Annotated in this window: 8 protein-coding genes; 5 read left to right on the forward strand and 3 right to left on the reverse strand. The window is 66.0% G+C overall.

The genetic code is table 11. From position 1 onward, the window contains the following. Positions 1 to 107: 107 nt before the first annotated feature. Positions 108 to 1,388, forward strand: a complete 1,281-nt coding sequence (locus tag GKO32_RS17510) for a lysine N(6)-hydroxylase/L-ornithine N(5)-oxygenase family protein (RefSeq protein ID WP_154757952.1) — start codon at positions 108 to 110, stop codon at positions 1,386 to 1,388. After that, on the forward strand, positions 1,385 to 2,647 hold the full coding sequence (locus tag GKO32_RS17515; protein WP_312868018.1) for a salicylate synthase: 1,263 nt from the start codon (positions 1,385 to 1,387) through the stop codon (positions 2,645 to 2,647). Before GKO32_RS17510 ends, GKO32_RS17515 begins: the two co-directional genes overlap by 4 nt. 296 nt (positions 2,648 to 2,943) lie before the next feature. Here GKO32_RS17515 and GKO32_RS17520 read toward each other — a convergent pair whose 3' ends face one another. From GKO32_RS17520 to GKO32_RS17530, 3 genes are read right to left on the reverse strand one after another with little or no spacing between them, the layout of a single operon-like run. Next, on the reverse strand, positions 2,944 to 3,918 hold the full coding sequence (locus GKO32_RS17520; protein WP_154757953.1) for a FecCD family ABC transporter permease: 975 nt from the start codon (positions 3,916 to 3,918) through the stop codon (positions 2,944 to 2,946). Continuing rightward, the gene (locus GKO32_RS17525) at positions 3,915 to 4,898 is read right to left on the reverse strand and encodes a FecCD family ABC transporter permease (RefSeq protein ID WP_312868019.1); all 984 of its coding nucleotides are present in this window, start codon (positions 4,896 to 4,898) and stop codon (positions 3,915 to 3,917) included. The genes GKO32_RS17520 and GKO32_RS17525 overlap by 4 nt, the downstream gene beginning before the upstream one ends. Next, a complete protein-coding gene (locus GKO32_RS17530; protein ID WP_154757954.1) occupies positions 4,895 to 6,433 on the reverse strand; it encodes a (2,3-dihydroxybenzoyl)adenylate synthase in 1,539 nt (512 codons plus the stop codon). Before GKO32_RS17530 ends, GKO32_RS17525 begins: the two co-directional genes overlap by 4 nt. A gap of 69 nt (positions 6,434 to 6,502) precedes the next feature. On the opposite strand from GKO32_RS17530, the gene entS reads away from it, so the two are divergent. From entS to GKO32_RS17545, 3 genes are read left to right on the forward strand one after another with little or no spacing between them, the layout of a single operon-like run. Beyond that, positions 6,503 to 7,759, forward strand: coding sequence for an enterobactin transporter EntS (entS, locus tag GKO32_RS17535; protein WP_312868020.1), 1,257 nt, complete (start codon positions 6,503 to 6,505; stop codon positions 7,757 to 7,759). Continuing rightward, the gene (locus tag GKO32_RS17540) at positions 7,732 to 8,535 is read left to right on the forward strand and encodes an alpha/beta fold hydrolase (protein WP_154757955.1); all 804 of its coding nucleotides are present in this window, start codon (positions 7,732 to 7,734) and stop codon (positions 8,533 to 8,535) included. Before entS ends, GKO32_RS17540 begins: the two co-directional genes overlap by 28 nt. A 49-nt stretch (positions 8,536 to 8,584) precedes the next feature. Continuing rightward, positions 8,585 to 8,800, forward strand: a complete 216-nt coding sequence (locus GKO32_RS17545; protein WP_312868021.1) for an MbtH family protein — start codon at positions 8,585 to 8,587, stop codon at positions 8,798 to 8,800. Positions 8,801 to 8,802 lie beyond the last annotated feature (2 nt).

Raw genomic sequence — 8,802 nt, forward strand, 5'->3', positions numbered from 1 at the left:
CGGCTCTCCTCCTGTAAGGGATCAACATCACGCCCGAATGTAGTAGTTGAGGCTCACCTAAGTTAGGTTAGGGTTGCCTGGGTTGTACATCGACAGATTGGACGGGCATGCCACTATCGCCGGAGTTGGACGTGATCGGAGTGGGTTTCGGGCCCTCCAACCTCGCGCTGGCAATCGCCGTGGCTGAACACAACGCCGCGGCCGCCCAGCCGGTGACCGCGCGGTTCCTCGAGCGCCAGCCCCGGTTCGGCTGGCATCGCGGCATGTTGCTCGAGGACGCGACGATGCAGGTTTCGTTCCTCAAAGACCTTGTCACGATGCGGAATCCGGCGAGCACGTTCAGTTTCCTTTCGTACCTGCATGGGCAAGGCAGGCTCGTCGACTTCATCAACCACAAAAGCCTGTTCCCGCTGCGGATCGAGTTCCACGACTACTTCGAGTGGGCCGCCGCGCGCATGGCCGACCAGGTCTCGTACGGCCAGGAAGTCGTGTCCGTGCGCGGCGGTGACCCGTTGTTCGAGGTGCGCACCGCCGACGGCGAGGTCTACTGTGCGCGCAATCTCGTGCTCGGCACCGGGTTGCGCCCGAACCTGCCGGAAGGAACGGAGACCAGCGACCGCATCTGGCACAACCATCAACTGCTGCACCGCATCGGCGACATCCGGGAGCCCGGGCGCTGTGTGGTGGTCGGTGCGGGCCAGAGCGCCGCCGAGGTGACGGCGTTCCTGCACAACCGTTTTCCCGGCGCCGAGGTGTGCTCGGTGTTCGCCCGGTACGGCTACAGCCCGTCGGACGACAGCTCGTTCGCCAACCGGATCTTCGACCCCGAGGGTGTCGACAATTTCTACTCCGCACCCGAGGATGTCAAGCGGCGCTTGATGAACTACCACGCCAACACCAATTACTCGGCCGTGGACATCGACCTCATCGACGACCTGTACCGGCGTGAGTATCAAGAGAAGGTCCAGGGCAGGCAGCGGTTGCGGATCTTCAACACTTCTCGCCCGGTGGACATCACCGAGGACGAGACGGTACGCGTCACCGTGGAATCGTTGACCACGGGTGAAAAAACCGTGCTGGACGCGGATCTGGTGGTCTACGCCACTGGTTACCTGCCGGCGGATCCGGTGCCGTTGCTCGGGGAGCTCGGGGAACGGTGCCGTCGTGACGAGCACGGCCGGTTGCGTATCGAGCGGGATTATCGGCTTTCCGTGCCGGGCGTGGGAGGCGGAATCTACTTGCAGGGCGGCACCGAGCACACGCACGGCATCACTTCGTCGTTGCTGTCCAACACCGCCGTCCGGGTGGGCGAAATCCTTTCTTCCATTGTGGAACGGCGGCCAGGAGCCGGCCGGCCGGCTGAGTATGCCGTTAAGGAGTGGGCGTGACACTGGAGATGGTGACGGCGCTCGCACGCGCCGGGTTCGACGATTACGTTGTGTACGAACGTGATGGCGCCTGGACTTTCGCGGGTGGCGCGCTCGCGACCGTCACCCTGGACGCCACGCATGTCCGGGTGCGGGGTGTGCTGGACTCTGACATTGAATGGTCGGGCTCTCCCGGTGCTGCGTTGCGGAAGGCGCTTGACTCGTTGCCGGTGCGTGACTGGCGTGCTTACGGTCGAGTCCATTTTGGATTCGCTGGGTTGCTGCCCGGTTTGGGACTGCGAGGCGCCGCGGCGCCGGCCGGTGAGCTGGTACGGTTGCTGATTCCGCGCACAGAGGTGCGGATCGCCGATGGCGAGGTGACGCTTCGGGGCGAGGATCAGGACCGCGTGCGGGAAATCCTTGGGGAACCGGGCGTTTCGTCGGGGAAGCCGACGCTCGTTGATGTCCGGGTGGATGGGGCGAGCTACCGGGAACGGGTGGCGCAGGCAGTCAAGGAAATCCGCCAAGGGCAATATCAGAAGGTCATCCTTTCGCGATCGGTCAGAATTCCTTTTGAGACGGACATGGTCGCCACGTACGAACTGGGCCGGCGCGGCAACACCCCGGCGCGCTCTTTCCTGATGCGGCTGGGAAACTTGGAGGCGGCCGGGTTCAGTCCCGAGATCGTCGTGACGGTTTCCGCCTCGGGGGACGTGACGACACAACCGCTGGCGGGCACACGCGCGTTCGGCCGGGGTGCAGATGTCGATGCTGCCGCGCGTGCGGAGCTGGAATCGAACCCGAAGGAAATCTTTGAGCACGCGGTTTCCGTACGCACTGCGCAAGAAGAACTGCGGCACGTCTGCGTCGCGGAATCGGTGCGGGTCGGAGACTTCATGGGGGTCAAGGAACGGGGGAGTGTGCAACACTTGGCCTCGCTGGTCAATGGCACCCTCGCGGCGGGACGCACTTCGTGGGACGCATTGGAAGCCCTGTTCCCGGCGGTGACCGCTTCCGGCATCCCGAAACCCGAGTCCCTGGACGCGATCGCCCGCCTGGACGAGCCCCGAGGCCTATACTCGGGGGCAGTGATCACTGCTGCACACGACGGTTCCCTGGATGCGGCGCTGGTCCTGCGGGCGGTATACCAAGAGGCGGGCGTCGCTTGGCTACGCGCCGGCGCGGGCATCGTCGCAGACTCGACCCCAGACCGCGAACTAGAGGAAACGTGCGAAAAACTAACCAGCGTAGCCCCATATGTAGTAGAAAAAGGGGCTTGAAAAAAGCCTCGACCACCGCGACAAGGTGACGTCCCGTTGGGTCTGTCATCCCGGAGCCAGCCCGTCCGGCGCCCGTCCGGCGAGGACATCTTTTTTTGTCCCGCTCCGCGCGATGCCCTGGTGGCCCCTTGGGGTGCCTGGGTGACCGGGCGCTGGGCGCCTTCAGGGGACCCCCGCCCCACTTCGCCTGATCGTTGCGGAGGCTTCGTGTTGGTTTGGGGGGCCTGGCCGGCTTTTCGTTGCACGGTGGCGGTTTCGGCGGTGAGTTGGCGGGACGGGAATCACGTCCCCACTCCTCAACGACGTGTCCGGCGTAGGAGCCATCCCAGGTAAGCTCCGCCGAGCGCCGCTGTTGCGACGCCGACTGGGAGAGTCCCGTTCCCTGCCACCCGTTGTGCCACGAAGTCCGCTGCCAGCACCAACAGTGCGCCCATCCACGCGGCGGGTAACAAACCCGGGCCGGGGCCCCGGGTGAGTTTCTTCGACAATTGTGGCGCGGTCAGTGAAACGAAGGCAATCGGACCCGCGATGGCCGTTGCGGCGGCGCATGCGGCGGTGCCGACAATGATCAGGTACAGGCGGCTCGGCTCAACCCGGACACCGAGCGCGGCAGCCGAATCGTCCCCCATTTCCAGGATGGTCAGCCATCGTGAGCCTACCAAAAGTAGTGGCCCAATAATGACGATAGCAATGATAACCGGCCAGAAGTGTTCCCAGCCAAGGTTGTTCAGGCTTCCCGTGATCCACACGGTGGCGCGGGAGAGATCGGCGAGTTTCGCGTTCACGATCAGATAGAAGTTTACCGCCTGCAGGATGGCACTGATCCCGATCCCGATCAACACCAACCGCGTCCCGCGCACGCCTCGTTGCCACGCAAGCAGATACACCGCCAGCGCGGTCACGATCCCGCCGATGAGGGCACCAAAGGAAACCCTCAGCAAGCCTCCGCCGAAAACGAGGATCACCAGCAGGCCGCCGGTCGTCGCACCGTAATTGAACCCGATGATGTCCGGGCTCCCCAACGGGTTCCGCGAAAGGCTTTGGAAAACGGCGCCGCTCATGCCCAGCGCGGCCCCGACGCACAGCGCGATCAGCACCCGGGGCAAGCGGAGATCGAGCACCGCGAAGTTGGTCAGCCTGCTCCCATTGCCCAGCAGCGTGCGCACGACATCCAGCGGTGCCACGGAAATCGAGCCGACGCCGAGAGCGACGACACCGATCACCATGATCGCCGCCAGTAAACCAGCCGAAACCACAAAGGATCTGGTCATGCCCGCGCCGCCTTGCTCTGGCGCACCAACCAGATGAACACCGGCGCCCCGAGGAAAGCCGTCACCACACCGACATCGATCTCCTCAGGTGCCACGACCCGGCCGAGCACATCCGCCGCGAGCAGCAGCGTCGGCGCCAGCACCGCGCAGTACGGCAGCACCCAACGTTGATCCGGACCAGTGAGCGCACGCACCATGTGTGGCACCGCGAGACCGACGAACACGAGCGGACCGACCGCAGCCGTCGCCGCTCCAGCCAGCAGAGTGACCGCGACGAGCGCCAGCAGCCGCGTGCGCGTGAGATGCGCGCCGAGCGACTTCCCCGCGTCGTCGCCGAGCGCCAACGCGTTGAGCGGACGTGCCAGTAACAGCGCCAGAATCAAACCGGCCGCAAGGAAAGGTACGACCTGAACCATTGTCGCCCCAGTGGCCCGCTGCAACGAGCCCACCGTCCAGAATCGCATCTGGTCCAGCGTTTCCTGGTCCAGCAAGGTCAATCCTTGGGTAACCCCCGTGAGGGCAGCCGAAACCGCCGTCCCCGCGAGCGCCAACCGGACGGGCGACGCCCCGCCCCGGCCCGCGATGACGTACAACACCGTCCCGGCGATCGCGGCGCCCGCGAACGCGAACCATACGAACGCCCGCAGATCGGTCAGGCCCAGCACGCTCACCGACAACGCGGCCGCGACGGACGCCCCCGCGTTGACACCCAACAGGCCTGGGTCGGCAAGGGGGTTGCGGGTCAGCGCCTGCATGACCGCGCCCGCAACACCGAGCGCCGCACCGACGGCGATCCCGATCAGCGTGCGCGGGATACGTAAGTCCCACACCACGAACGCAGAGTCCGAACCGTCCCGTTCGAACAGTAAATGGACCACTATGGACAGTGGAATCGAGCGGGCACCCACCGCGATGCTCAGCAGCGCGACGACAACCAGCAGCACGAGTGCGACGACGAAGCCGGCGGAGCGTGACCTCACCCGGCGTCACCGGCGAGACGCCGGGCGAGCTCGACCTTGCTGACCTTGCCGACGTTCGTGAGCGGGAACTTCTCCAGCACCGCGATCCGGTCCGGCAACTTGTACGCGGCAACCCCGCGTTCCCGCAGGAAAGCCGTGACGTCGCGCAGCGTGGGCGCCGGTCCCTTGACGACGAGGAACGCGCACGTGCGCTCACCCATCACCTCGTCCGCCATCCCGACGACCGCCGCGTCGTGCACCGCCGGGTGGGCGAGCAGGTGGTTTTCCAGCTCCTCAGCCGGAATCTTCTCCCCGCCCCGGTTGATCTGATCCTTCACCCGGCCTTCGACGACGAGATGCCCGGACGGCAGCTGCCGCACGACATCACCACTGCGATAAAAGCCATCCTCGGTGAACGACCGCGCGTTGTGCTCGGCCGCACGATAGTAGCCCCGCAACGTGTACGGGCCGCGTGTGAGCAACTCGCCGTTCTCCAGCACGCGCACCTCGTCGTCCGGACACAATGGACGCCCCTGAGTGGTGACGACCAGCTCCTCCGGATCATCGAGCCGCGTAAAGTTCAGCAACCCTTCGGCCATTCCGAACACCTGTTGCAACGCGCAGCTCAACGTCGAACCCACACGGCTCGCCGGCTCGGCGCTGAGCTTCGCGCCGCCGACTTCGAGCAGCCGCAGACTCGAGAGGTCTTCGTCAGCGAACTCCGATTCGTCCATCCACAGTAGAGCGACTGGCGGCACCACGGCGGTCACCGTCACTCGCTCACGTTCTATCAGCTCGAAAGCCGTGCCAGGACTGGGATCCGTCGCGAGTACCACCGTGCCGCCCGCCGCGAACGCGCCCAGCAGGCCAGGGCACGCCAATGCGAAGTTGTGCGCGGCGGGCAACGCCACGAGGTACACAGTGGACTCGTCGAACCCGGCGACCTCGGCACTGGCCCTGGCGTTGTACAGATAGTCGTTGTGGGTACGGGGAATCAGCTTCGGCGTCCCTGTGGTCCCCCCGGAGAGCAGGAACAACGCGACGTCTGCGGGGTCGGGATCAGGCAGCACCACGGGGTCCGCGGTCGGCAGCTCGTCCTCGACGACGATGACGTGCCGCAGGCCCGGCACCGCCTTTCGTACCGCCAGACCGAGTTCCCGGTGTTCGTCGGCGATGAAGTACGCGACCGCCTCACTGAGTTCGCACAGCGGCACGATCTCCGCCTCACGATGTGCGGGCAGCGCGAGCACCGGAAGCGCGCCGACCCGCAGCAACGCGAAGAAAAGCGCCACGAATTCCGGAATATTGGGGACTTGCACCACGACTCGCTCGCGTGGCGAGATCAGTTTGGACAGACCGGCCGCGAGCCGCGTAACCCAGGCATCGAGTTCGGCGTAGGTCCATCGTGCGCCATCGGCGCCGACCAAGGCGGTGCGCCCGGCGTGCCGCGAGACCCCGTCCTGCAACAGGACGTCCAGCGGCTCCCCGGTCCAATACCCCTTCGCCCGGTAGCGCTCGGCCAGCTCTTCCGGCCAGGGCACACACCCGTCCAGCATCCTCGGCTCCTTGGGTCCGGCGACGAACTTAGGTTAGGCTAGCCGATGTAAACGGGAGGAAGGTAGCTTGTGCGACTCGGTGAACTGGTCATGGACGTCACACCGTTGCGGACCAGTCCCGCGTACCGCAAGGTATTCGCCGCGCAGACGCTCACGGTACTGACCACGGCGCTCACCAATGTTGGTATCAACCTGCACGTCTACCAGGTCACCGGGTCGAGCGTCCAGGTTGGTCTGGTCAGCCTCGTGTTCGGTCTCGCGTTGCTCGCCGGCTTGCTCGCGGGAGGGGTGCTCGCCGACCGGCTCGACCGCAGGCGCCTCGTCCTGGGTACTCGCTCAGTGGTTGCGCTCATCCTCGCCGGGCTCGCGGTCAACGCGGCGCTGCCGCATCCCGTGCTGGCCGTCGTCTATTTCGCCGCCGTGCTGGCCGGGAGCATCAACGGTCTCGGCGGCTCGGCCTTGATGTCGGCGGTCCCGTCGCTCGTGCAGCCCGCGCAGCTCGCGGCGGCCGGCGCGCTTTTCACCGTCACCAGCCAGTTCGGCGCCATGGTCGGCCCGACGATCGCCGGGTTTATCGCGGCCGGGCCGGGCGTCGCGGTGTGTTTCGCGGTCGACGCCGCCGGTTACGTCCTCGGTGTCATGCTCATGTGGTCCATACCATCGCTGCGATCGGACCAGGAGCCCCAGCATCCGTTGCGGGCACTGGCCGAAGGGTTCCGGTTCGTGCGCGGCAACCAGGTCGTGGCGGGATTGCTGCTGATAGACGTGTGGGCCATGGTGTTCGCGATGCCGTACTCGCTGTTCCCGCAACTCGCCGAACAGGTGTTCCACGGTGGACCCTCGACCGTCGGGCTGCTCTACACCGCGCCCGCGGTCGGCGCGTTCCTCGGTGCGCTGGCCAGCGGCTGGACCGGTCGTATCCGGCACAGTGGGCGCGCGCTGATCGCGTCGGTGTTGTTGTGGGGCTTGGCAATCACCGCGTTCGGCTTGTCCGGGCACCTGTGGCTCGGGCTGTTGTGCCTGGGGATCGCGGGAATCGGTGACACCACATCGGAAATCCTGCGCCGGGCGTTGTTGCAGCATTACACGCCGGACCATCTGCAGGGCCGGGTGTCCAGCCTGTGGCTCGCGCAGGCGACGAGTGGGACCGCGATCGGGAACGCCGAAGCGGGTCTGGCCGCGCGGCTGCTCGGTGGTTCCGGCGCTGTGATCGGCGGCGGATTGGTGTGCGTGCTGGGTGTCTGCCTGGTCGCGGTGACGATGCCCCGGCTGCGCCGGGCGAGCCTGCAAGGAGACCAATGCCCCTCGCTGCCGTCAACGGCGTGAAGATTTCGTATCAGGACACAGGTTCCGGCCAGCCGGTGGTGCTCGTGATGGGGACCGCGGCGAGCGGCCGGGTCTGGCAGCTGCATCAGGTGCCCGCGCTCGTCGACGCCGGTTACCGCGTGATCACGTTCGACAACCGCGGTTTTTCCGGTGGGGAAACGGAATTCACGATCGACGATCTCGTCGTCGACACCGCGCAGCTGATCGAGCACCTTGATCTCGGGCCCTGCCGTCTTGTCGGCACGTCGATGGGCGCCCAGGTCGTCACCGAACTCGCGCTGGCCCGTCCGGAACTGGTGACGCAGGCGGTCATGATGGCGACGCGCGGCCGTCCGGATGTGCTGCGGCAGGAAATGGGGGCCGCCGAACGAGAGTTGCGTGACAGCGACGTTCGGTTGCCGGCGCGCTATGAAGCCGTGACGCGGGCGGTGCAGAATCTGTCGCCCCGCACGCTGAACGACGACGCGGCGATGCGCGACTGGCTTGACCTTTTCACCATGTCGCCCACGATCTGGACGCCTGGGTTGCGCGCGCAGCTGCGCCTGGACATCACCGGGAACCGGCTGCCCGCATATCACGCGATCAATGTTCCTTGCCTGGTCATCGGTTTCGCCGACGACCTGCGGCTACCCGCTTATCTGGCAAGGGAAGTCGCCGCCGCGATCCCATCGGCGCGTTATCTGGAGCTGGCGGACTGCGGGCACTACGGCTACCTGGAGCGACCGGACGCGGTCAACGCCGCGCTCATCACCTTTTTCGCGGGTAGACATACTTAGTCTCACCTTACTAAGGTAAGCCTCAGCTAACGACGACTGGGAGGCTTCCGTGACAAACCCCTTCGACGACGACAGCGGCCGCTTCTACGCGCTGATCAACGACGAGGGCCAGTACTCGCTGTGGCCCACCTTCGCCGAAGTGCCGGCGGGTTGGACGATCGTGTTCGGCGAGGACAGCAGGCAGGCGTGCCTCGACCACATCGAGGCGAACTGGACCGACCTGCGTCCGCGCAGTCTCGTGCGCGCGATGGAAACCGAGTCCTGACG

Source organism: Amycolatopsis pithecellobii (assembly GCF_009707865.1).
Lineage (GTDB): Bacteria > Actinomycetota > Actinomycetes > Mycobacteriales > Pseudonocardiaceae > Amycolatopsis_E > Amycolatopsis_E pithecellobii.